This is a genomic window from Roseomonas acroporae, from assembly GCF_023223525.1.
Lineage (GTDB): Bacteria > Pseudomonadota > Alphaproteobacteria > Acetobacterales > Acetobacteraceae > Roseomonas_E > Roseomonas_E acroporae.
Map to the genome: position 1 here is coordinate 1 of NZ_JALPRX010000093.1, position 22,919 is coordinate 22,919.

A 22,919-nucleotide genomic window follows, 5' to 3' on the forward strand; every position below is an offset into this window, starting at 1 on the left:
GTTCCGGCCTGACCGTATCGGGCCGGAACGGCTCCAGCCTTCTGGCTTTTCGCGTTTTCGGAGTCGCCGGGTGAGTACACCCGGCTTGAAAATGCTCTAGCCTGCCGCCGCCGGATGAGCAGACCGGCCCGGACGCACGCCGTCCGGGCCAGACCACGCCCGGTGCCCCGCCTCGTCGCGGGGTGACGTGCGCCCTCGGCCACCCCGTGCCGCCGCCCCGCGGCGAGCCGGAACGACCCGGAGAGAACGTATTTCATGCCCGAGTTCCGCACCGTCTTCGAGCTGTTGCAGGTAGGCGAGGCCGAGCGCCCCGCCATCCGCGCGCCGGAGCGCGCCCCGCTGACCTACGCCGCGCTGCGCGCGCTCGCCGAGCGCACCGTGGCGACGCTGAACGGCTTCGGCATCGGCCGCGGCGACCGGGTGGCGATGGTGCTGCCCAACGGGCCGGAGATGGCGGCCGCCTTCGTCACCGTCGCCGCCGGCGCCACCACCGCGCCGCTCAACCCCGCCTACCGCGCCGAGGAGTTCGAGTTCTACCTGACCGACCTCAAGGCCCGCGCGCTGATCCTGCCGGAAGGCTTCGAGAGCCCGGCGCGCGCGGTGGCCGAGCGCCTCGGCGTGCCGGTGCTGACGCTGGTGCCGGAAACGGAAGCGGGGGCGGGCAGCTTCACGCTGACCGGCGGCACGCCGGGCCGCGCGCTGAACCTCGGCTACGCCGAGCCCGAGGACGTGGCGCTGGTGCTGCACACCTCCGGCACCACGGCGCGGCCGAAGATCGTGCCGCTGACGCAGACCAACGTCACCGCCTCGGCCCGCCACATCGGCGCGACGCTGGAACTCGGCCCGCAGGATGCCTGCCTCAACATCATGCCGCTGTTCCACATCCACGGGCTGATCGCGGCGGTGCTGGCCTCGCTCGGCGCGGGGGGCGCGGTGATCTGCACGCCGGGATTCAACGCGCTGAAGTTCTTCGCCTGGCTCGATGCGGAGCGGCCCACCTGGTACACGGCGGTGCCGACCATGCACCAGACCATCCTGGCGCGCGCCGAGCGCAACGCCGAGATCATCGCCCGCGCGCCGCTGCGCTTCATCCGCTCCTCCTCCGCCTCGCTGCCGGCGCAGGCGATGCGCGACATGGAGGCGGCCTTCGGCGCCCCGGTGCTGGAGAGCTACGGCATGACCGAGGCGGCGCACCAGATGGCCAGCAACCCGCTGCCGCCGCGCCCGCGCAAGCCCGGCATCGTCGGCCTGCCGGCGGGCCCCGAGGTCGCGATCATGGCCGATGACGGCTCCATCCTGCCGCAGGGCGAGATCGGCGAGGTGGTGATCCGCGGCCCCAACGTGACGCTCGGCTACGAGGCCAACCCGGAGGCCAACGCCAAGGCGTTCCACGACGGCTGGTTCCGCACGGGCGACCAGGGGATGCTGGACGAGGACGGCTACCTGCAGCTGACGGGGCGGCTCAAGGAACTCATCAAGCGCGGCGGCGAGCAGGTCAGCCCGCTGGAGGTGGACGGCGTGCTCTCCGAGCACCCGGCCGTGGCGCAGGCGCTGTGCTTCGGCATCCCGCACAAGGTGCTGGGCGAGGAGGTCGGCGCCGCCGTCGTGCTGCGCGAGGGCATGCAGGCGACGGAGCGCGAGCTGCGCGACCACGTCGCGAAGACGCTGGCCGACTTCAAGGTGCCGCGGAAGGTCGTGTTCCTGGCCGAGATCCCGAAGGGCGCCACGGGCAAGCTGATGCGAATCGGTCTCGCCGAGAAGCTCGGCGTCACGGCGTGAGGGCGGCACGATGAGGATCTGCATCTTCGGCGCCGGCGCGATCGGCGGGCTGATGGGGGCCAAGCTGGCCGCGGCGGGCAAGGCCGAGGTGACGTTCATCGCGCGCGGCCCGCACCTCGCCGCCATGCAGGCGCACGGCGTGCGCCTGCGCAGCGGCGGCGAGGAGGTCGTGGCGCGGCCGCGCTGCGTCGCGACCGCCGAGGAGGCCGGGCCGCAGGACTACGTGGTGGTGACGCTGAAGGCGCACTCGCTGCCGGCGGCGGCCGTGCAGATGCAGCCGCTGCTGGGGCCGGAGACGGCGGTGGTCTCGGCGGTGAACGGCATCCCGTGGTGGTACTTCTACAAGCTGCCCGGCCCCTACGAGGACCGGCGCGTCGAGAGCGTCGACCCGGGCGGGACGCTGTGGGAACTGCTGCATCCCTCGCGCGCCATCGGCTGCGTGGTCTACCCGGCGGCCGAGGTGCCCGAGCCGGGCGTGATCGAGCACACCTATGGCGACCGCTTCACCCTGGGCGAGCCGGACGGCACCCGCACGCCACGCATCGCGGCGCTCTCCGAGGCGCTGATCGGCGCCGGCTTCAAGGCGCCGGTGCGGCCGCGCATCCGCGACGAGATCTGGGTGAAGCTCTGGGGCAACCTCACCTTCAACCCGGTCAGCGCGCTGACCGGCGTGACGCTGGACGTGCTGCTGGCCGATCCCGGGCTGCACGAGGTGGCGCGCGACATGATGCTGGAGGCACAGGAGGTGGGCACGCGGCTCGGCGTCCGCTTCGGCATCGACGTGGACAAGCGCCTGGCCGGCGGCGCCGAGGTGGGTGCGCACAAGACCTCGATGCTCCAGGACCTGGAGCGCGGCCGGCCGATGGAGATCGAGGCGCTGCTCGGCTCGGTGGTGGAACTCGCCGATCTCGTCGAGGTGCCGGTGCCGATCTGCGGGGCGGTGCTGGCGCTGGTGCGGGCGCGGGCGAAGGTGGCGGGCTGCTACCCGCAGTGACGCCGATGGCGGCGGCCGCGGACCCAACCGGGGCCCCGCCCCGGCGCCCGCGCCGGGGGATCACCGGCGGGAGGTGAAGCCCCCTTCCGCAGGACCGGCCGGCCGATCTTCCGCGCGCGTGCGGCAGCGCCGGGCCGGGCGACCGCGCCCGGCGGCAACGGCCGGTCGAGAGCCGGGATCGCCGCGGGTGGGCCGGAACGACCAGCGGCCCGCCGCGTTGGCAGGGTACGCCGGCCCCGCGCGCCCCCCTGAACGATACAAGGAGCATGCCATGACGATCCTCGTCACGGGTAGCACCGGCACGATCGGCGGACGCATCGTGAAGATCCTGGCCGATTCGGGCGCTTCGGTGCGCGCCCTGGCACGCAAGCCGGAGGAGGCGGAATTCCCCCCCGGCGTGACGCCGGTAAAGGGCGACCTGCTCGACGTCCCGGCGATGCGCGCGGCCCTTTCGGGCGTCGACACGCTGTTCCTGCTGAACGCCGTGGTCCCGGACGAATTGACCCAGGCGCTGGTCACGCTGAGCCTGGCGCGCGAGGCGGGCATACGCCGCTTCGTCTACTTCTCCGTTCTGCGGGCCGAGCACTTCACCGACGTGCCGCATTTCACCGGCAAGTACACGGTCGAGCGCATGATCGGGCAGCTCGACCTGCCCGCCACGGTGCTGCGCCCCGCCTACTTCATGCAGAACGACGCCTCGATGAAGGAGGCGATCCTGCACGGCGGCGTCTATCCGATGCCGGTCGGCGGCGTCGGGGTGCAGATGGTGGATGCGGGCGATATCGCCGCCACGGCGGCGCACGCGCTGCTGCGGCGCGAGCGCTCGGCCGATCCGCTGCCGCGCGAGGTGATCGAGGTGGCGGGGCCGGAGCCGCTGACCGGCGAGGGGATCGCCGCGATCTGGTCGGCGGCGCTCGGCAGGCCGGTCCGCTACGGCGGCGACGACCTCGACGCCTTCGAGCAGGCCAGCGCGAAACGTTCGCCCGGCTGGATGGCCTACGACATGCGCTGCATGGTGCGCCGCTTCCAGCAGGACGGCATGCTGCCCGCGCCCGGCGGCGTGGAGAGGCTGGCCGCGCTGCTCGGCCGCGCGCCGCGCGACTACCGCGACTTCGCGGCGGAGATGGCGGCCCGCTGGCGCGGCTGAACCGGGCGGGGCGCGCCGACGCGCCCCGCCCTTCCCCCGGAAGGCCGTTCCCTCAGAAGAACAGCTCCACGCTGCCCGCCGCGTAGTTGCCGCTGGCCTGGAAGCCGAAGCCGGCATCGGCGTTGGCGCCCAGCGCGCCGTTCCAGGCGGCGTTGCCGATCACGTAGGTGTCGCCGTTGTGCGACAGGATCTCGGCGTTCCAGATGTTGGTGATCGTGTAGGCCATGTGCAGGGTCAGGTGCCATTCCTGCACGCCGCTGCCGCCGTTGTGCACGCCGACATTGGCGGTGAAGCCGTCGCCCCAGACGCTGCCGGTGGCGAAGCTGCCCTGCAGCCCGCCGGAGGGCGTCGTCGGCGTGGTGGGGGTCGTCGGCGTGGTGGGCTCGGTCGGCGTGGTGGGTGTTGTGGGGGTGGTCGGTGTTGTGGGGGTGGTCGGCGTGGACGCCCCGTCGTCGTCGAGGATGGTGGCGGTGCCGGTGCCGGTCGTGATGGTCGCGCCGTGCGGGTTGGACAGAACCAGCGAGAAGGTCTCGTCCACCTCGTCCGCGGTGTCGCCGAGGATGGTGACGCCGATCGTCTTGCTCCGCTCGCCCGGCGCGAAGGTCAGGGTGCCGGCGATCGCCGTGAAGTCGTCGGCGCCCGCGGTGCCCGGCTCGGTGTGGTAGTCCACCGTGACGGTCCCCATCGCGGCCGTGGAAAGCGAGACGGTGAACATGGCGAGCTTGGCGCTGGCGCCGGTGCCCGTGTTCTCGCCCAGGTCGAACATGATGGGCTGCAGCGCCGCCACCTTGCCGGTGTTCACGGTGCTCCAGTCGTCCTGGAGGATGCCGCCCGTGTCGCCGGAATCGGGGTTCCAGGACCACCAGGTCCAGCTCGGCCCCTCCTCTCCCGCCGGGATGTCGGTCGTGCCGTTGCCGTCGAGGTCGCCCGCGAGGTAGGCGGTGATCTTCTGCAGCCAGGCGAGGTCCTTGGGATCGGTCAGCTTGCTGCCCAGCTCGCCGACATAGACCGGCGCGATGTCCTGCTTGTAGATGTAGCCCCACATCTGGTCGAACTTCGCCGGCAGGTTGTTCGGGAAGTCGGCGGTGTTGAACCAGGGCTGGCTGTAGATCGAGTTCGGGTAGTCGTGCACCGAGTAGACGAGGTGGCCGGGCGCGTTCAACACGATCGGGTCGTCCCTGACGCCCATCAGGTTGCCGCCCCACCAGTAGTTGTTGCCCTGGTAGTCGGAGACTCCCTCGACGAAGATCAGCCAGTTCGGGTTGGCGGCGAGCGCGACGTTGCCAGCCTTCTCGGCCGCCGCCGTCCAGTCGTTCACGCCGTTGCCGCCCCAGACGCCGTTGTAGGGCTCGTTGTGCAGGTCGGCGCCGATCACCGTCGAGTTGCCGGCGTAGCGCGCGGCGAGCATCGCCCAGTCCGACACCCACTGCCCCTCGGAATGCTGCGCGTCGTACCACAGGCCGTTCTCGGAGGTGCCGGCGCCGGCGCTGCTACGGTGGTGGTCGAGGATGATGCGCAGGCCGATCTCGCCGGCATACTCGACGATCCGGTCCATGATCTGCAGGCCGGTGAGGCCCTGCAGGTCGGGGTTCTTGCCGAAGTCGATGCCGTTCGGCGTGCCCGTGTTGTGCAGCAGGTCGGTGGAGAAGGGCAGGCGGATGGTGTTGAAGCCGAGCTGGACCATCTGGTCCATCATCGTCTTGTAGCCCTGCGCCCAGAGCCCGTGCGGCGCGTAGTTCGTGGATTCCAGCCCGAACCAGTTGACGCCGGCGATCCGCACGACCTGGCCGGCCTCGTCGAGGATCTGGTTGCCGCTGGTGTGGAAGAAGCCGACCGCGCCGGTGCCGCCGGTCGTGACGGGATTGCCTTCCGCCACCGAGACGCTGTCGACGCTGAGGGTCGGCAGCGGCGCCGCGTCGTCGTTGACGATGGTGCCGGTGGCCGTCGCCCGGCCCAGCGTGGCGCCGCCCGGCGCGGAGAGGGCCAGGGTGAGGGTCTCGTTCGCCTCGTAGGCGGTGTCGCCGTTGATCGTGACCGAGACCGCCTTGCTCGTCTCGCCCGCCGCGAAGGTCAGGTCCCCCGCCGCCGCCACGTAGTCGCTGCCCGCCTGCGCCGTGCCGTCCGCCGTGGCGTAGTGCACCGTCACCGCCGAGGCCGACGCCTTGTCCAGCGTGACCGCGAAGGTCAGCACCCTGGTGCCGGCATCCCCTTCCGTCACCGAGGCGTCGGTCACGCTGAGGGCGGGCAGGCTCGGCGTGACGGTGCCGCCGCCGCCCAGGGCGAGGCCCGAGATGTCGGTGTCCGTCCCCGTGGTGGCGGCCTGGAAGCCGAAGCTCGCGGACTGGCCCGCGGCGAGCTTCGAATTCCAGGACAGGGAGCGCACCACGTAATGGCCGCCCACGCTGCTGACGATCTCGGCGCCCCAGATGCTGGTGATCGCGAAGGGTGCGTCGAATTCGGCGGTCCAGCCGTCCAGCCCCGTCCCGTCGGCGGTCACGGCGACGTTGCCGACCAGACCGTTGTTCCATTTGCTCTGCAGCGAGTACTGCGCCGTACCGGCCATGCATCCTCTCCTCGGCCGCGACCCCGCATGCCGGGGACGGCAGGACGGTACGGCCAGTGCGATCGGTGCCGTGCCCCGCCCCATCGCGCGGCACGGACCACCGCCGTTGCGGAACCCCCAGAGGCATCCTGCCCACCCGACGGTTGTTGTTTCATAGCACGGAATTGATATTTGTAAAAAAGACGTTTCGATTCCACCGCAGATTGTGCCGGCCCGCTGGCCTGGGCGGGGCGTGACGGATCGGGGCGATGGGATGATCCTGCGGCCGCACCCGGGCGTGCCCCGATGCGGGGTCCCCCGCGGAAGACGCTGTCGGGGGCGGGCGACGGGGGCGGCGGTCGCCGCCGCGATCCCGTCCCGGTCCGGGAAGAACGCCGATCCCTGTCGGCCAAACCAAGGGAATGCCACATGCGACGCCTCCTGCCCGCCCTCCTCGCCTGCACCCTGCCGCTCGTGGCCTGCGCGCTGCCGCCCGCCCCGCCCACCGCCGCGCTGCCGCCCGACGCGGTGAGCGGCGCCGGCGACCCGACCCGGATGGCGATCCTGAACACCGCCTATGCCTTCGGCACCCCGGCCGTGCTGTCCGGCCAGCCCGGCGAGGCCGCGCGCGCCGTGGCGCAGGTCGAGTACCTCGCCGGGGAACTGGCCAGCGGTCCGCGCTGGATCCGCTTCCGTGGCATCGTCGCGCCGCAGATGCAGGGGGCGCAGGCGGAATTGCGGCAGGTGCTGGGCGTGGCCCCCGGCGCGCCGCCGCAGGCGGTGGTCGACTCGCTCTATGCCGCCAGCCGGGCGCTGCGCGCCGGGGACCGTGCCGGGGCGGAGCAGGCGCTGCGCCCCGACCTGTTCCCCGCGGGCGGCGCCGCGACCCTGGCGCGTCTCTCGGCCCTGCCGCCCCTCCCGCGCACCCGGGCCGCGACGGTGCTGGCGCAGGAGGAGTTGCAGCGCGACGACCTTTCCGGCATGCGCGGCCGCCCCGGCGGCAGCTTCTGACGCGAGGCCGGCCGCCCGGCGCCGGTGGAAGGGCCGGCGCCGTCCGCCGGCCGCGCGGCACCGGTCCCGCCGCGCCTTGCAGGCCTGAGGGCCGGCACCAAGTGCCACCCCGGGCCGCCGGGGCCGGGACGCGCATCCCGCCGGTCCCCGCCCCCGGACCGCCCCCACGCCCGCCTTCCGCGGTTGCCCCCCTGGGCCGCCCCCTTGGGCCGCCCCCTTGGGCCGCCCCCTTGGGGGACATACCCCGGGCCGCCCCCCGGAGGTGCGCCCCCCGCGGGCAGGCGGTGGCCGGCGGTCACGCAACGGGCAGTCACGCAACGGGAGGATGTACCTTGCCAGCCCCGCTATCCCGCCAGCATCCCGCGGCCTGCCTGCTGCTGCTCCTGATCGGCTGCGCCGCAGGCGGCAACGCCGAGTACGCCGTGCTGCCGCCGGATGCCCGGATCGGCGCCGGCGATCCGGCGCGCGGCGCCATCCTGTCCACCGCCTACGGCTTCGGCACGCCGGCCAGCGTGGCCGGCAACCCGGCGGAGGCGGCGCGCCTCGCGGCGCAGCTCGAATATCTCGCCACGGAGATCCCGGACGGTGCCCGCTGGCGCGAATTCTCGCCGCTGGCCGGCCTGGAGCTGCGCCAGGCCCGGGCCGAGATGCGCCAGGCCCTCGGCATCGCGCCGGGTGCGCCGCCCCAGGCCGTGATCGACGCGCTGTACGCCGCCGCCGCGCGCCTGCGGGTCGGCGACGCGGCCGGGGCGGCGCGGGCTCTCGCGGTGCCCGGCGTGTTCCCCGCCGGCGAGGCCACGCTGGCCCGGCTCTCGGCGCTGCCGACGCTGCCGCGCAGCGCCCACGCCACGGCGCTGGCCGAGGCGGAGTTGCGCCGCATGGACCAGAACGACCACAACGGCGGCGGCGGGGGTGGCGGCGGGGGCGGGGGCGGCGGCCGCGGCGCCTGAGCCCGGACGCGCCGGGACGCGCCGCCCCGTCGTCATGCCCAGCGGCGCGAATCGCTTGCCGCGCCGGCCGGAACGGGGGATGTCGGCGCATCCTGCCGCAAGGCGGGACGGAAGCCTGCGAGCCGGCCGCATCCCCTGCGCCGCGACGGAGACGGAAACGAGATGCGCAGCGCCCCCGGCCTGCTCGTGCTGCTGTCACTCCTGCTGCCCGGCTGCGCCGAATTGCGCGCGCCGGCCCAGAGCGCCGCCCCGCCCGGCCTGACCCCCGGCGCGGCCGATCCCGGCCGTGCCGCGATCGCCGCCACCGCCTATGCCTTCGCCGATGGCGGCGGCCGGCTGACCGGCCGGCCGGCGGAGGCGGCGCAGGCCTCGGCGCAGCTCGAATACCTCGCCGCCGACGTCGCGCGCGGCGGTCGCTGGCGCGCCCTGCCTTCCTCCCTGCCCTTCGAGCTGGCGGCCTCGCGGCTGGAGCTGCGCAGCGCCCTCGGCACGGCGCCGGAGGCCGACCCGGCGGCGGTGTCGCGGGCGCTGCTCGCGGCCGCGCGCGCGCTGCGGGCCGGCGACCGGGCGGCGGCCGAACAGGCGCTGGCGCCGCCGCTCTTCCCCGCCGGCGGCGCCGCGACGCTGCTGCGGCTGAACGAGGTGGCCCCCCTGCCGCAGACCGCCAACACCACGGCGGTGCTGGCGCAGGAGGTGCGCCGGCTGGACGAGGAGCAGCGCTGGGAGCGCTTCAACTCGCCCGAGCTGATCGAGGGCAGCGGACTCACCACCTCGGGCCTCGGCGGCGGGATGCCGGGCTACTGATACCGGCCCGCACAAGTCCTGACTTGTGCAGGCCGGTATCGCGCGCGGGGTTGGTGGGGCGGCCGCGCGCCGGACCGACGAATCAGACGGGTCCGCACTTGTGCGGACCCGTATGACACGCGTGGCGTCGAGCGCCCGCGTGGTCCGGCCGCCGGGCCGGGACCGCGCCCGCGGCGTACCCTCGGGCGGCGCCGCCAGGCCACCGGTCGCCAAGCCACCGGTTGCCAGGCCACCGGTTGACGGCCCCGGCGGCGCCCGCCGATAACTTCGCCATCGAACAATACGGCATGGAACCACCGGCTGCCCTGCGGCACCGGCCGGGCCGGCGGTCCGCCGGCACGGGGCGCCATGCCGGTCCGGCCCGTGCCCGCCGGCATGGCCGGTACGGCAACGGAGCGGGGTGACGGCATGCGGGCTGCGACGCGCATCGCGGTGGTGGGGGCCGGCCTCGGCGGGCTGACCCTGGCGGGCCTGCTGCAACGCCGGGGCTTCGACGTCAGCGTCCACGAGCAGGCCACGGGCTTCGCGCGCATCGGCGCCGGCATCATCCTCAGCGCCAACGCGGTGAAGGTGCTGCGCCGGCTCGGGCTGGAGCCGGGCATCGTCGCCACCGGCATCCGCCCCGATTCCTTCCTCAGCCGCGACATCGCGACCGGGGAGACGCTGTACGAGCTGACCCTCGACGCGGCCAGCGAGCGGCGCTTCGGCGGCCCCTTCGTCAACATCCACCGCGCCGACCTGCACGCGTTGCTGCAATCGGCGCTGCGCCCCGGCACCATCCGCTTCGGCGAGGGGCTGGCCGGACTGGAGGAGCGCGACGACCACCTGCGCCTGATCTTCGCCGATGGCGGTACCGCCGAGGCCGACATCGTGGTCGGCGCCGACGGCATCCATTCGCGCCTGCGCGCCCTGCTGCAAGGCGAGGCGCCGCCGCGCTTCACCGGCCGCCTCGCCATGCGCGCCGTCTTCCCGCCCGGGCGCATCCCCGGCCCGCCGATCCGCGACTGCACCAAGTGGTGGGCCGACGACCGGCACGTCCTGGTCTACTTCATGACCGGGCGGCGCGACGAGGTGTACGTGATGACCGCCGTCCCCGCCGATTCCTGGGAGGGCGACGACACCTCCGTCCCCGGCACGCGCGCGGGCTTCCTCGCCGGCTTCGAGGACGCGCATCCCGACCTGCGCCGCGTGCTGGAGGCGGCGGAGACGGTGATGGTCTGGCCGATCTGCGACCGCCCGCGCGACGACCGCTGGCACGCCGGCCGCGCGGTGCTGCTCGGCGATGCCTGCCACGCCGTGCGCCCCTACATGGCCGCCGGCGGCGCCAGCGCCATCGAGGACGCAGGCGTCCTGGCGCGCTGCCTCGCGGAATTCGACGACCACGGGACCGCCTTCGCGCGCTACGCCGCGACGCGCATCCCGCGCGTGGCGGAGGTGCAGCGCATCTCGATCGAGAACAGCTGGATGCGCGGCCCGACCGAGCTCGACTGGTTCTTCGGCCACGACGTCTGCACCGCGCCGCTCGCCTGAGGAGGCCGCCATGTCCGCAACCCGGCCGGAGGCTGCGACGGAGATCATGCCGGACCCGATGGAGCGGCGCGACCTCGTCGGCTACGGCGAGCACCCGCCCGATCCGTGCTGGCCCGGCGGCGCGCGCATCGCGGTGAACTTCAACCTCAACGTCGAGGGCGGCGGCGAATCCACGCCCTACAACGGCGATCCCGTCTCCGAGGGGATGCTGAACGACATCGGCGTGCCCACGCGCCAGGGCCGGCGCGACCCGCTGGTCGAGTCGGTGTTCGAGTACGGCAGCCGGCGCGGCGCCTGGCGGCTGCTCGACATCTTCCGCGAATTCGGCGTGATGGTCAGCGTGCTCGGCGTGGTGCGGGCGCTGGAGCAGAACCCGGCGCTCGCCCGCGCCTGCGTCGCGCGCGGACACGAGATCGTCAGCCATGGCTGGCGCTGGATCGACTACGTCGAGGTGCCGGAGGATGTCGAGCGCGAGCACATCCGCCTCGCCGTCGCAGGCATCGAGCGCCTGACCGGCGAGCGCCCGCTCGGCTGGATGACCGGCCGGCCCGGCCCCAACACGCGCCGGCTGCTCGTCGAGGAGGGCGGCTTCCTCTACGACCGCGATTCCCTCGCCGACGAGCTGCCCTACCGGCTGCGCGTCGCCGGCCGCGACCACCTCGTCATCCCCTACTCCTACGAGGCCAACGACAACCGCTTCGACGGCAACAACGGCTTCTCCACCGCCGACGACTTCTTCACCTACATGCGCGACGCCTTCGACCTGCTGATCCGCGAGGGCGAGGCGGGTTCGCCCAAGCTGCTCTCCATCGGCCTGCACGACCGGCTGATCGGGCGGCCGGGGCGCGCCCCGGGGCTGATCCGGCTGCTGGAGCACATGCGGCGGCACGAGGGGGTGTGGTTCTGCCGCGGCATCGACATCGCGCGGCACTGGGCGGCACTCGGGCGGTAGAGCATTTCCAAGCCGGGTGTCCTCACCCGGCGACCTGGAAAATGCGGAGAACCAAAAGGCCGGAGCCGCGCCCCGGCAGAGGCGCCTTCCCCGAACGCCTCAGCCCCGCCCCAGCGCCCGCTCGTACTCCTCCCGGAAGGTCGCGAGCGAGCTGGCCAGCACCGTCGCCGCCCCGTCCACCAGCCCGCAGCGCCCGCTGCCCGGCAGCAGCCCCGCCAGGTTCTCCAGCGCCTCCAGGTCCCCCGGCCGGCCGCGCCCCGCCTCGATCCGCTCCAGCAGGCGCGAGACCTGGTGCGTGCCGATCTTGCAGGGCGGGCACTGGCCGCAGGAATTCGCCGCGAAGAAGGCCACGTACTCGGCCGTCTTGCGCAGGATGCTGGTCCCCTCCCCCACCACGATCATCGCCCCCGTGCCGAGGCGCGAGCCGCGCGCGCGCAGGCTGTCGAAGTCCAGCGGCGCGTCGAGGTCGGCCGCCGTCAGCAGCGTGTTGGAGGGGCCGCCGGTGAACACCGCCTTGAAGGCGCGCCCCGCCAGCATGCCGCCGCCGTGGTCGAACACCAGCTCGCGCAGCGGCGTGCCCATGGGCAGCTCGTGCAGGCCGGGGCGCAGCACGTCGCCGGAAAGCGAGAACAGCTTGGTGCCCGGCGCCCCGCCGCGCCCCAGCGCGCGCCAGCGTTCCGGCCCGATCCGCAGGATCAGCGCCGCCTGCGCCAGCGTCTCGACGTTGTTGACGAGGGTGGGCGCGCCGTGCACGCCGTGCTCGGCCGGGAAGGGCGGCTTCAGCGAGGGGAACGGGAAGCCGCCCATCACGCTCGCCACGGCCGCCGTCTCCTCGCCGCCGATGTAGAGGCCCGAGCCCTCGACGACGTGCAACCGCACCTCGGCGCCGAGGGCCGCCGACAGCGCCGCCAGCAATCCGTGCCCCGCCCAGGCCGCCGCCGCCTCGCGCAGCACGGCCAGCGCCACCGCCTCGCGCGGGTTGGCGTAGAGCGCGACCTGCGTGGCGCCCACGGCGGCGGCGGCCACCAGCGCGCCCTCGATCACCTGGTGCGGCGTGCGGGTGAGCAGGAAGCGGTCCTTGAAGGTGCCCGGCTCGTCCTCGTTGCCGTTGCAGACGATCCACTTCCCGTCCGCCCCCGCCGGCGGCGCCGCTCCTCCTCCCGCGCGCTGCGCCGCTCCTCCCCCCGCGCGCTGCGCCGCCTCTCCTCCCGCGCGCTGCGCCGCGACCGCCGCCCATTTCCGGTGCGTCGGGAAGCCGGCGCCGCCGAGGCCGCGCAGCCCGGCGGCCTCGATGGCGGGAATGACCGCCGCGCGGTCCGCCAGCGCCCGCCGCAGCGCCTCGCCGCCGCCGACGCGCAGCCAGGCGTCGAGATCGGCGCCGACGCACAGCGCCTCGTCGGTGAGCACCGTCACGCCGCCCTCCCCCGCGCCGCGGCGATGTCGAAATTGCCGTAGGGCGGGAACACCATCGGCGCCTTGCGCGAGAGCGGCAGCCCCTGCGCCGCCAGCGCCCGCCGCCAGTCCGCCAGATGCGTCAGCCCCACGTTGCGCGGCCGCTCGTCGCGCGCCGCCCCGGCCGCGGCGGCGCCGGCGCGGCGGCCGAACGCCACCAGCTCCAGCAGCGCGTTGCCCATCAGCCGGTTGCGGCCGTGCAGCCCGCCCGTCACCTCGCCCGCCGCCAGCAGCCCGGGCACGCCGGTGCGCCCGGCCGGGTCGATGGCGACGCCGCCGTTCTGGTAGTGCAGCGTCGGCCGCACCAGGAAGGGCTCCTCGGCCGGGTCGAAGCCGCCGCGATGCGCGAGATGCGTCAGCGTGACGAGGCCGTGCCGCAGGATGCCGGGCCTCTCCCGCTCCAGCCCGGGCGTGTCGAGGAACAGCCCGACGGCGCCGTCGCGCGCCACGCCGCGCCCCTCGGCGATCTCGCGCAGCATCGCCGCCGCCACCACGTCGCGCGGCGCCAGCTCGGGGATGAAACGCTCGCCGAGCCCGTTCACCAGCGTGGCGCCGGAGGCGCGCGCCGCCTCGCTCACCAGCGTGCCGGCCAGATGCGTCGGCCAGGCGATGCCGGTGGGATGGAACTGGAAGCTGTCCACCTCGCGCAGCGCGGCGCCGAGCCGGTAGGCCAGCACCAGGCCGTCCGCCGTCGCGCCGTAGTGGTTGGAGGTCGGGAAGCCGGCGATGTGCAGCCGCCCCGCCCCGCCGGTCGCCAGCACGGTGGCGCCGGCGCGCGCCAGCACCGGCCGGCCGAGGGCGAGGTCGTGCAGCACCGCCCCGGCGCAGCGGCCGCGGTCGTCGCTCAGCAGCTCCAGCGCCGGGTGGCGCTCCAGGATCGTGATGCCGGGCTGCAGCAGCGTCGCCTCGCGCAGCGCGCGCATCATCTCGAGGCCGGTGAAGTCGCGGTAGGAGAGCAGGCGCGCCCGCGTGGCGCCGCCGGGCTTCTTGCGCAGCAGCAGCCCGCCCATGGGGCGGCCGGCATGCCCCGCCTCCTCCGCGAGGTCGAAGCTCATGCCCTCCTGGATCAGCCAGCGGATGGCCGCCGGCCCGTCGCCCACCAGCGCCGCCACCAGCGCCTTGTCGGCGGCGAAGTGGCCGGCGCGCAGCGTGTCCTCGAAGTGGTGCTGGAGGCTGTCGTCGGCGCCGACCGCGGCCTGGATGCCGCCCTCGGCCATCACCGTGTTGCCGTCGCCGAGGCGCAGCTTGGTCGCCATGGTCACGCGCGCCCCGGCCCGCGCCGCCGACAGCGCCGCGACGCAGCCCGCCCCGCCGCCGCCGATCACCAGCACGTCGGCATCGAGGATCGGCGCGCCGGCGATGTCCACGTCCTCCAGCAGCGAGTCGGCCTGGAGCAGCGCCGCCAGCGCCGCCGGGCAGTCGAGCCCGGCGCCGATGCCGACCGCGAGCCGCTCCATCGCGCCGGGCCGGTGGTCCGGGTGGAAGCCGCGCAGCAGGTCCGGCACCGGCAGCGCGCCCTCGCGCGCGGCGGCCGGGGCGGCGGCGCGCCAGCGGGCGAGCGCCTGGGGGTAGGGGATGCCGACGCTCACGGCACGCGCCCCGGCGGCACGGCCCGCCCGGCCGCCGCTCCCGGATCGTCGCCCGGCGCCCAGGATGGGTTGGCGGGGGGCGGGCTGGCGGGGGACGGGTTGGCTGGGGGCGCGCCGGTGGCGGGCGGGTTGGCGCCGGGCGCGTCGGGGTCGATCGGCTGGTGGCCCGCCTCGATCTCGCGCAGCCGGGCGATCAGGTCGGCGGGCCGCAGCGTCAGCGAGGCGCCGAGCCGACGCACGAACTGCCCGAGATGCGCCGGGTCGATATGCTCCGGGCAGGCGGCGACGCAGAGGTTGCACATCACGCAGCGGTCGAACAGCGCCGCCGCCGTGAAGGGCTGCCCGGCGGCGGCGGTGTTGACCATGCGCTGCACCTCGATCCCCTTCGGGCAGGCGCGGTCGCAGCCGCCGCAGTGGCGGCAATGCCGCGCCTCGGGGAACACCGCGTCGATCCGGTCGACCGCGGTCCAGCTGTCGGTCAGCTCGCGCAGCGCGTAGCCATGGGGACGGGTGGCCGGGAAGTGGTCGAGGAAGGCCACCTGCATGCCCGGCGCCGCCAGGGTCTCGCAGGCCAGGGCGGTGCCGGCCAGCCGCTCGCCCTCGCGCCGCACCAGCACCCGGCAGGCGCCGCAGGCGCCCTGGCCCATGCAGCCGACATTCTCGGTCAGCGGCAGCCCGGCCCCAATCCACGCCTGCAGCAGGGAACTGCCCGGCCGGGCGCGGATCGCATGGCCGTCGAAGACGAGGCCGATGCCGTCGGCGTCGTGCGGCGCGGTGGTGGCGGCGTCGGTCATCGGTCATGCCTCCTGCGCCCATCACATGCCACCGGGCGGGGGCGCGCGCCTACAGCAAACCGCGGCAGGACGGGCCCGGGCGAACCCGGCCGGGCGGCGGTTCGCCCCGGACGCGCCGCCGGATGGCGGTGGCGGACCCGGGATGGCCGCGGCGAGGCCCCGCGGCGCTGCCCCCGCCCCGGCCCCGCCCCGGCGGAAGGACCGTCGATGCCGGATTCCCCGCCCCGGGGTCGCGGCGCGGATCGCCGGCCCGACCGGGCGATGGCCGGCCCGATGGGCGGGCTTCCGGGGTCAGGCCGCCAGCGTCTCCGCCAGCGCCCGCATCTCCGGCACCTCGTCGATGCGCCACAGCGCCGCCAGTGCCGCCGCCGCGCGCTCCGCCCCGAGGCGCGGCGTGGCGAGGCCGAGGAATTTCTCCGCCACCTCGTCGTCGCCGAGCGGGTTGCCGGCGCCGCCGAAGGGCTCGGGCACCAGCCGCTCGAATTCGCGCCCGTCCTTCGTGCGCAGCACCACCCGGGCCGAGCGCCGGCGCGGGTAGTCGGCATCGAGCGCCGGATCCACCGCGACCCGCACGCGCGCCGCGAGGGCGAGGATCGACGGGTCGCGGCGCGCCTCCCCGCCGAAATCGGCCAGGCTGACGCGGCGGCGCGCCAGGGCGGTCGCGATCACGAAGGGAAAGCTCATCTGCGCCGTGGTCATCTCGCTCCAGCCCACCGCGCCGTGCGCGGCGGCGACGGCGTAGGTGCCGGCGGCGACGGATTCCACCGCGCCGGCCGCGATGTCCTCCGCGCGGACGATGTCGAGCACGGCGTCGATCGCGGCGTGGATGTGCCGGCAGCAGGCATGCGGCTTCATGTAGCAATTGGCGATGGCGTAGCGCGAGCGCGGGTGGTCGTCGCCGGCGGCGAGCAGGTCGAGCGCGCGGTAGTCCGCCTCTCCCCCGGGGCTGTTCGCATCGCCGCCGGCATAGGCGTTGAAGTAGCCCTCCCGGAACTCCAGCACGCCGGGCGGGCCCGCGAGGCCCTGCTCGGTGAGCAGCGCCGCCAGCAGCCCCTCGCGCGCGGCATGGCCGGGATGGGTGCGCTTGACGTCGCCGCCGGCCAGGAAGCTGAACAGCCCGCCCGCCGAGGAGGCGGCGGCGCCGAAGGCGTTCTCCGCCCGCGCCGCGTCGAAGCCGAGCAGGCTGGCGGCGGCGGCGGCGGCGCCGAACACGCCGGCCGTGCCGGTGTTGTGGAAGCCGCGCCAGCGGGCGCGCGGATGGCTCGCGGCCGCGATGCGGCAGGCGGCCTCGTAGCCCGCGACCACGGCGCGCAGGAAGTCGGCGCCCGAGGCGCCGCGCGACACGGCGAGCGACAGGGCGGCGGGCACCACCACCGTGCCGGGATGCACCGAGCCGGGGCGGTAGCCGTCGTCCAGCTCCAGCCCGTGCCCGGCGGTGCCGCCGACATAGGCGGCGGAGAGCAGGTCGTGGCGCGCCGCCGCTCCCGGCACCGGCACCGTCCCCGGCGCGACGCCGGCGGCGCGCAGGGCGCGCTCCACGGCCAGGGTCGCCTCCTGCGTGGCCCCGGCGATCATGGCGCCGAGCGTGTCGATGACGTGCCGGCGCGCCGCGTGGCGGGCGAAGCCGTCCACCGCTTCCAGCCGCAGCCCGGCGACGAAGCCGGCGAGCTGCCGCGTCGGGCCGATGGCGGCAGGTCGGGCGGCACCCCTGGCGCCGGCGTGGTCGATCTCGTGCATGTCCATGGTGCGGTTTCCTCGCCGGCGGGCGACGCCGATGCGACGGCGTCGATGCCCTGTTGTCATCTTGTCCGGACAACATTATAAGGCCGGGACGCGCACCGCAAGCGCAGGGAGGCAGGCCCAGCCGATGGAAAACCCGGATCGTGCCCAGGACCGTGCGCCCGACCATGCCGGGGATGACGCCGGCGAGGTCGGCGTCAGCCGCGAGGGGCACGTCGCCACCGTGCTGCTGCGCCGCCCGCCCAACAACCACCTCGACCTTCCGAGCCTCGTCGCCATCGCCGAGGCGCTGGAGGCGCTGGACCGCGACCCGGACTGCCGCGCCGTGGTGCTGGCCGCCGAGGGGCGCCACTTCTGCGCCGGCGCCGACCTCGCCAACCGCGCCCCCGGCGCCGGCGTGCCGCGCGACGAGCGCACCGGCCGCACCCTGTACCGCGAGGCGGCGCGGCTGCTGCGCACGCGCAAGCCGGTGGTGGCGGCGGTGCACGGGGCGGCGATCGGCGCCGGGCTCGGCCTCGCCTGCACGGCGGATTTCCGCGTCACCTGCGCCGAGGCGCGCTTCGCCGCCAATTTCGCGCGGCTCGGCTTCCACCCGGGCTTCGGGCTGACGGCGCTGCTGCCGCGCCTCGTCGGCGCGCAGCGCGCGGCGCTGCTGTTCTACACGGGGCGGCGGATCGGCGGCGAGGAGGCCGCGGCGATCGGCCTCGCCGACCGGCTCGTGCCGCAGGCCGAGGTGCGCGCGGCGGCGGCGGCGCTGGCGCACGAGATCGCGGGCAGCGCGCCGCTCGCCGTGCAGGGCGTGCGCGAGACGCTGCGCCGCGGCCTCGCCGACGAGTACGAGCGGGCCACGGAGCGCGAGTTCGAGCAGCAGGCCTGGCAGCGCCAGACCGAGGACTACCGCGAGGGCGTGCGCGCCATGGCCGAGCGGCGCGAACCGGTCTTCAAGGGGGGCTGAGGCCGTGGACGGCATGGGGATCGACACGTCGCTGGATGGGGCACCGGACGGGGCGTTGGATGAGGCGCTGTTCAACCCGCGCTCCGTGGCGCTGATCGGCGCCACGGCGGACCAGGCGAAGAACAATTCGCGCGTGCAGCGGCTGCTGGCACGGGCGGGCTATGCGGGGCGGATCGTCCCGGTCAACCCGGGCCGCGCCGAGGTGATGGGCGTGCCGGCCTTCCCCGACATACGCGCCGCCCCCGGCCCGATCGACCACGCCTTCGTCATGGTCCCCGCCGCCGCCGTGCCGGACGCCATCGCCGGCTGCGCCGAGAAGGACGTGCGCGTCGCCACCATCTACAGCGCCGGCTTCGCGGAGCTGGGCGAGGCGGGACGGGCGTTGCAGGAGCGCGTGGTCGCGGTGGCACGGGCCGGCCGGGTGCGGCTGCTCGGGCCGAATTGCCTCGGCCTCGTCAACGTGACGGACGGCGTGCCGCTGACCATCAACGCGGCGGTGGAGGCGGAGGCGCTGGCGCCGGGCTGGCTCGGCGTGGTGTCGCAGAGCGGCAGCATGATGGGCGCGCTGCTGAGCCGCGCCGCCGCGCGCGGGCTCGGCTTCTCGCGCCTCGTCTCGGTCGGCAACGAGTGCGACCTCGGCGTCGGCGAGATCGCCGGGATGCTGGTGGAGGACCCGGCGACGCGCGTCGTGCTGCTGTTCCTGGAGACGCTGCGCGACGCGCCGGCCCTGGCGCGGGCGGCGCGCCGGGCGCACGCGCTGGGCAAGGCGGTCGTCGCCTACAAGCTCGGCCGATCCGACGTCGGCCGGCGGATCGCGGCCTCGCACACCGGCGCCATGGTCGGCGCGGACGAGCTGGCCGCCACCTTCTTCCGCGAGAACGGCATCCTGCGCGTGGAGACGCTGGACGGGCTGATGGAGCTGCCGCGCCTCGCGCTCGGCCGGCGGCCGCCGGCGGGCAACCGCGTCTCGGTGCTGACCGGCACGGGCGGCGGCGCCGCCATGGTGGTGGACCGGCTCGGCCTGCTCGGCGACCAGGTGGTGCCGCCGCCGCCGGCGATGCGCGCCGAATTGGCGGCCCGGGGCATCGAATTGTCGGACTCGCCGCTGATCGACCTGCCGATGGGCGGCGGGCGCGGCCAGTACACGACGGTGCTGACGGCCCTGCAGCGTTCCGATCATTGCGACGCGGTGGTGGCGGTGCTCGGCTCCACGGCGCGGCTGCGGCCGGCGCAGGTGCAGGAGAACATCCTCTCCGTCTACGAGGGCGGCAAGCCGGTGGTGATGTTCGCCGCCCCCCAGGCCGACGCGGCGCTGCGGCTCTGCGACGAGGCCGGGATCGCCGGCTTCCGCACGCCGGAAGCCTGCGCCGACGCGCTGCACGCCTGGCTGAACTGGCGCGCGCCGCGCGAGGTGGCGACGGCACCGCCGGAACGGCTGCGCGCGGCGGCGGCGCTGCTGCGGCAGGCCGGCGGCCACGACACGCCGCGCCGCGAAGGTGGCGACTCGTTGCCGCGCCGCGAAGGCGGCGACACGTTGCCGCGCCGCGAAGGCGGCGACACGTTGCCGCGCCGCGAAAGCGGCGACACGTTGGACGAGGCGGAAGCCTGCGCGGTATTCGAGGCGCTGGGCATCGAGGGGCCGGGCAGCCGCATCGTCGGCGGCCCCGACGAGGTCGGCGCGGTCGAGGGACCCGTCGCGGCGAAGCTGCTCTCGCCCGACATCCTGCACAAGACCGAGAACGGGCTGGTGCGGCTGAACCTCGCCGGCGCGGAGGCGGTGCGCGCGGCGGTGCGCGACCTGCTCGCCACGGCGCGCGACCGCTTCCCGGCGGCGCGGGTGCGCGGCGTGCTGGTGGCGCCGATGCAGCGCGGCCTGCTGGAGGTGATCCTGGGCTACCGGCACGACCCCGAGGTGGGGCCGGTGGTGGTGCTGGGCCTCGGCGGCGTGCTGGCGGAACTGCGGCGCTCCTTCGTGGTGCGCCTCGCGCCGGTGGACGCGGCGACGGCGCGGGAGATGGTGGCGGCGCTGCCGGAGCTGCGCGTGCTGGACGGCTACCGCAACCTGCCGCGCGGCGACGTGGCGGCGCTGGCGCGGGCGGTGGAGGCGATGTCCTGGCTCGCCTGCCTCGGCGGGGCTACGGTCCGCGACGCGGAGATCAATCCGCTCATCGTCCGCGGCGAGGGCGAGGGCGTGGTCGCCGTGGATGGCCTGATCGCCCTCGGCGAGGCCGCACGGGAGGAGGGAGCGACGCCATGAGCGACGCGGCGGAGAACGACGAACACCGGATGCTGCAGGATCTCGTCGCGAAATTCGTCGCGCGCGAGCTGCTGCCGCTGGAGCCGGCGGTGCTGGCGCGCGAGGCGGCGGGCGGGAAGTACGCCCTGACGCCGGAGGAGGAGGCGCCGCTGCTGGCGAAGTGCCGGGAGCTGGGGCTGTGGGGCCTCGACGTGCCGGAGGCGATGGGCGGCGCCGGCCTGCCCGCCACCGCGCTGCTGCGCGTGGAGGAGGAGCTGGCGCGCACCGTCACGCCCTTCGAGTTCCCGCCCGATTCCCCCAACCTGCACATGCTCTCGGCCGTCGCCAGCCCCTGGCAGCGCGAGCGCTACCTGGAGCCCTACGCGCGCGGCGAGATGAAGTCCGCCATCGCCATCTCCGAGCCCGGCGCCGGCGGCGACCCGGCGGGAATGATCACCCGCGCGGTGCAGGACGGCGAGGACTGGGTGATCAACGGCCGCAAGATCTGGGTCAGCCGCGTGCCGTACTGCGACTTCATCATCGTCATGGCGCGCACCGGCCCGCTGAAGCGCGGCGAGGGCATGACCGCCTTCATCGTGGAGAAGGGCACGCCCGGCTTCGTGATCGAGCGCGAGATCCCGATGATCGGCGGCCGGCGCACCTACGAGCTGGTGTTCGAGGATTGCCGAATCCCCGGCCGCAACCTGCTCGGCGAGGTTGGCAAGGGCTACGCGCCGATGCAGCTTCGCCTCAACGTGCGCCGGCTGCAGGTGGGGGCGCGCTGCGTCGGCATCGCGCGGCGTGCCGTCTCGATGATGCGCGACTACGCCAACCAGCGCGTCACCTTCGGCGTGAAGCTCGCCGACCGGCAGGCGATCCAGTGGTGGATCGCCGACGCGGTGACGCGGATCCACGCCTGCCGGCTGATGGTGCAGGCGGCGGCCGCGACGCTCGACGCGGGCGGCGACCTGCGCTCGGAGGCCTCGATGATCAAGGTGTTCGGCACCGAGATGGCGCAGACGGTGGTGGACCAGGCCATGCAGTGCCACGGCGCGATGGGCATGACCAAGGAGCTGCCGCTGCAGCTCTTCGCGCAGCAGGTGCGGGTAATGCGCATCTACGAGGGGCCGACCGAGGTCCACCGCATGAGCATCGCCAGGCGCGCGCTGAAGGAATTCGAGTAGGGCGCCCCGCCGGCGGGGTGGCGGGCGGCGCGTGAAGCCGTGCCGTCCGCCGTGCCCCGCCTCGGGTCGTCCCGGAACGGAGCCGCGATCCGCCCGGCGCCACCGCGGCGTCGCGCCGGGCGGCGCCGCCCGGCGCGGCGAGGCGGCCGCGACGGCACGCCCGAGGGTCCGCCCCGGGGACGCGCCCGGCAGTGTGCGCCAAGAGGTGATGCGCCGAAGGGGCGCGCGGAATGGGAGGCAGCATGTCGCAGGAATTCACCCGGCGCCGCCTGCTCGGCGGCGCGGCCGCCGGCGCGGCGGCGCTGCGGGCCGGCACCGGCCGCGCCGCCGTGCCCTGGCCGGGCCAGCCGCTCCGCCTCGTCGTGCCCTACACGCCGGGCGGCAGCAACGACGCCATCGCCCGGCCGCTCGCCGAGGGCCTGGGCAGGGCGCTCGGGCAGACGGTGATCGTCGAGAACCGGCCGGGCGCGTCGGGCAGCATCGGTGCCGGCTTCGTCGCGGGCGCCGCGCCGGACGGCCATACGCTGCTGTTCTGCTCGTCCACCTTCGCCACCAGCTCCACCATCCTGCGCACGCCCTACGACGCGATCGGCAGCTTCGACACGGTCGCCCGGCTCTGCACCGCGCCGATGATGATCGTCGGCCGGCCCGGCGGCCTGGAGGACATGGCCGGGCTGGTGCGCCGCGCCCGCGAGCAGCCCGGCGCGCTGCAGTACGGCCATGCCGGCATCGGCGGCATCGGGCACTTCACCATGGAGCTGTTCAACCAGGCGGCCGGGCTGCGCATGGAGGGCATCCCCTATCCCGGGATCGCCCCGGCGCAGACCGATCTGGCCGGCGGGCGGCTCGACTTCCTGATCACCACCCTCGCCTCGGTGCGGGGCATGGTGGAAGCGGGCCGGCTGCCGGTGCTGGCCGGGACCGGGGCGCGCCGCATGGCCTTCGCGCCCGGCGTGCCGACGGTGCGCGAGGCGACGGGCATCGACTACGAGGTCGATCTGTGGTGGGGCGTGCTCGGCCCGCGCGGCCTGCCCGGGCCGGTGCGGGAGCGGTTGAACCGGGAGGTGAACGCCCTGCTCGCGCAGCCGGACTTCCAGGGCTTCCTGGGGGTGGAGGGCGCGACCGCGGCGCCGGCCGACGTGGCGGGGTTCGAGGCCGCCTTCGTCGCGGATGTGCGGCGCTGGCGCGGAACGGCGCGGCAGCTCGGGATCGGCGTGCTGTAGGCCCCCCGCGCCGTCCGGGCGGGCGCCGTCCGGCCCG

Annotated in this window: 17 protein-coding genes; 12 read left to right on the forward strand and 5 right to left on the reverse strand. The window is 75.1% G+C overall.

Annotated features, from left to right (window positions below):
- The first annotated feature begins 255 nt into the window (after nucleotides 1–255).
- The 3 genes from M0638_RS19980 to M0638_RS19990 all read left to right on the forward strand — a co-directional run bounded on the left by M0638_RS19980 (nucleotide 256) and on the right by M0638_RS19990 (nucleotide 3,920).
- Nucleotides 256–1,779, forward strand: coding sequence for an acyl--CoA ligase (locus tag M0638_RS19980; protein WP_248668774.1), 1,524 nt, complete (start codon nucleotides 256–258; stop codon nucleotides 1,777–1,779).
- 10 nt (nucleotides 1,780–1,789) lie between these two features.
- Entirely contained in the window at nucleotides 1,790–2,773 is a 984-nt protein-coding gene (locus tag M0638_RS19985) for a 2-dehydropantoate 2-reductase (protein WP_248668775.1), read from the forward strand.
- A 271-nt stretch (nucleotides 2,774–3,044) separates the two neighbouring features.
- The gene (locus tag M0638_RS19990; protein WP_248668776.1) at nucleotides 3,045–3,920 is read left to right on the forward strand and encodes an SDR family oxidoreductase; all 876 of its coding nucleotides are present in this window, start codon (nucleotides 3,045–3,047) and stop codon (nucleotides 3,918–3,920) included.
- Nucleotides 3,921–3,972: 52 nt separating this feature from the next.
- Here M0638_RS19990 and M0638_RS19995 read toward each other — a convergent pair whose 3' ends face one another.
- Complete coding sequence (locus M0638_RS19995) at nucleotides 3,973–6,483, reverse strand: cellulase family glycosylhydrolase (protein WP_248668777.1); 2,511 nt, start codon at nucleotides 6,481–6,483, stop codon at nucleotides 3,973–3,975.
- A gap of 408 nt (nucleotides 6,484–6,891) precedes the next feature.
- Here M0638_RS19995 and M0638_RS20000 point away from each other — a divergent pair, with 408 nt between their 5' ends.
- The 5 genes from M0638_RS20000 (at nucleotide 6,892) to M0638_RS20025 (ending at nucleotide 11,709) form a co-directional block, all read left to right on the forward strand.
- A complete protein-coding gene (locus tag M0638_RS20000; RefSeq protein ID WP_248668778.1) occupies nucleotides 6,892–7,473 on the forward strand; it encodes a hypothetical protein in 582 nt (193 codons plus the stop codon).
- 332 nt (nucleotides 7,474–7,805) lie between these two features.
- Nucleotides 7,806–8,423: a hypothetical protein gene (locus tag M0638_RS20010; RefSeq protein WP_248668779.1), complete on the forward strand. Its 618-nt coding sequence runs from the start codon at nucleotides 7,806–7,808 to the stop codon at nucleotides 8,421–8,423.
- Between the two features lie 162 nt (nucleotides 8,424–8,585).
- On the forward strand, nucleotides 8,586–9,227 hold the full coding sequence (locus M0638_RS20015) for a hypothetical protein (RefSeq protein ID WP_248668780.1): 642 nt from the start codon (nucleotides 8,586–8,588) through the stop codon (nucleotides 9,225–9,227).
- Nucleotides 9,228–9,635: 408 nt separating this feature from the next.
- Entirely contained in the window at nucleotides 9,636–10,757 is a 1,122-nt protein-coding gene (locus M0638_RS20020) for an FAD-dependent monooxygenase (RefSeq protein ID WP_248668781.1), read from the forward strand.
- 10 nt (nucleotides 10,758–10,767) lie between these two features.
- Complete coding sequence (locus tag M0638_RS20025) at nucleotides 10,768–11,709, forward strand: polysaccharide deacetylase family protein (RefSeq protein ID WP_248668782.1); 942 nt, start codon at nucleotides 10,768–10,770, stop codon at nucleotides 11,707–11,709.
- A 99-nt stretch (nucleotides 11,710–11,808) separates the two neighbouring features.
- On the opposite strand, the gene M0638_RS20030 is transcribed toward M0638_RS20025, so the two are convergent.
- The 4 genes from M0638_RS20030 to M0638_RS20045 all read right to left on the reverse strand — a co-directional run bounded on the left by M0638_RS20030 (nucleotide 11,809) and on the right by M0638_RS20045 (nucleotide 17,287).
- The gene (locus M0638_RS20030) at nucleotides 11,809–13,122 is read right to left on the reverse strand and encodes an NADH-ubiquinone oxidoreductase-F iron-sulfur binding region domain-containing protein (protein ID WP_248668783.1); all 1,314 of its coding nucleotides are present in this window, start codon (nucleotides 13,120–13,122) and stop codon (nucleotides 11,809–11,811) included.
- Nucleotides 13,119–14,750: an FAD-binding protein gene (locus tag M0638_RS20035; RefSeq protein WP_248668784.1), complete on the reverse strand. Its 1,632-nt coding sequence runs from the start codon at nucleotides 14,748–14,750 to the stop codon at nucleotides 13,119–13,121. The genes M0638_RS20030 and M0638_RS20035 overlap by 4 nt, the downstream gene beginning before the upstream one ends.
- On the reverse strand, nucleotides 14,747–15,544 hold the full coding sequence (locus M0638_RS20040; RefSeq protein ID WP_248668785.1) for a 2Fe-2S iron-sulfur cluster-binding protein: 798 nt from the start codon (nucleotides 15,542–15,544) through the stop codon (nucleotides 14,747–14,749). Before M0638_RS20040 ends, M0638_RS20035 begins: the two co-directional genes overlap by 4 nt.
- Nucleotides 15,545–15,835: 291 nt before the next feature.
- Entirely contained in the window at nucleotides 15,836–17,287 is a 1,452-nt protein-coding gene (locus M0638_RS20045; RefSeq protein ID WP_248668786.1) for an MmgE/PrpD family protein, read from the reverse strand.
- Between the two features lie 124 nt (nucleotides 17,288–17,411).
- Between M0638_RS20045 and M0638_RS20050 the strand changes: the two genes are divergently transcribed.
- The 4 genes from M0638_RS20050 to M0638_RS20065 all read left to right on the forward strand — a co-directional run bounded on the left by M0638_RS20050 (nucleotide 17,412) and on the right by M0638_RS20065 (nucleotide 22,882).
- On the forward strand, nucleotides 17,412–18,239 hold the full coding sequence (locus M0638_RS20050; protein ID WP_248668787.1) for an enoyl-CoA hydratase/isomerase family protein: 828 nt from the start codon (nucleotides 17,412–17,414) through the stop codon (nucleotides 18,237–18,239).
- Nucleotides 18,240–18,252: 13 nt separating this feature from the next.
- Nucleotides 18,253–20,496 (forward strand): acetate--CoA ligase family protein, encoded by a 2,244-nt coding sequence (locus M0638_RS20055; protein ID WP_248668788.1) that lies wholly within the window; start codon nucleotides 18,253–18,255, stop codon nucleotides 20,494–20,496.
- Complete coding sequence (locus M0638_RS20060; RefSeq protein ID WP_248668789.1) at nucleotides 20,493–21,659, forward strand: acyl-CoA dehydrogenase family protein; 1,167 nt, start codon at nucleotides 20,493–20,495, stop codon at nucleotides 21,657–21,659. The genes M0638_RS20055 and M0638_RS20060 overlap by 4 nt, the downstream gene beginning before the upstream one ends.
- A 242-nt stretch (nucleotides 21,660–21,901) precedes the next feature.
- Complete coding sequence (locus M0638_RS20065) at nucleotides 21,902–22,882, forward strand: tripartite tricarboxylate transporter substrate-binding protein (RefSeq protein WP_248668790.1); 981 nt, start codon at nucleotides 21,902–21,904, stop codon at nucleotides 22,880–22,882.
- The last annotated feature ends 37 nt before the right edge of the window (nucleotides 22,883–22,919 follow it).